This is a genomic window from Streptomyces colwelliae (assembly GCF_048158785.1).
GTDB lineage: Bacteria > Actinomycetota > Actinomycetes > Streptomycetales > Streptomycetaceae > Streptomyces.
The window spans coordinates 1-564 of record NZ_JBLTJC010000907.1; the positions used below are offsets into that span (position 1 = coordinate 1).

Genomic DNA, 564 nt, shown 5'->3' on the forward strand with positions numbered 1-564 from the left:
CGCCCCGACACTGGCCCCAGGCCGGGACGAGCTCCGGCCGCCCGCCCGGCACCCCGACGCGAAGGAGTGACCATGCTGCCCGGATTCCTCACCAGGGCGGTCGAGTTGCTGCTCGGCAGGGAGGGCCGCTCGCTCCACCTGAAGGCGGCGGGCGCGGCGACGGCGGTCCTCGGCGTGGTGATGCTCGTCGGCTCCTGGGCGGTGACCGCCGCCGAACAGGGAGCGCGCGGCGCCAACCTGACGACGTACCCGAGGGCCCTGTGGTGGTCGATCGAGACGGCGACCACCGTCGGATACGGCGACTTCTACCCGGTCACCCTGTGGGGCCGCGTCGTCGGCTCGGTGGTGATGGTCGTCGGCATCACCACCTACGGCCTCGTCACGGCGGCCCTGGCCACGTGGTTCGTCGGCCGGGAACAGCGCCGCCGGCACCATCTCGCGCACGGGGCCGAGGAGTTGGCCGCGGAGACGGTACGGGCTCTGCATGAGCGGTTCGACCGGTTGGAGCGGTTGGTGGCCGGGAAGGGCGAGGACTGACGGCTTGGGAGGGTGAGGGGTTGGGGG

The 564-nt window shown here is 73.0% G+C and carries 1 protein-coding gene; it reads left to right on the forward strand.

Going from position 1 to position 564, the window contains the following annotated elements; all coding sequences use genetic code 11:
• Nucleotides 1–72 precede the first annotated feature (72 nt).
• Complete coding sequence (locus ACNFOC_RS55105; RefSeq protein ID WP_416966408.1) at nucleotides 73–537, forward strand: ion channel; 465 nt, start codon at nucleotides 73–75, stop codon at nucleotides 535–537.
• Nucleotides 538–564: the final 27 nt, after the last annotated feature.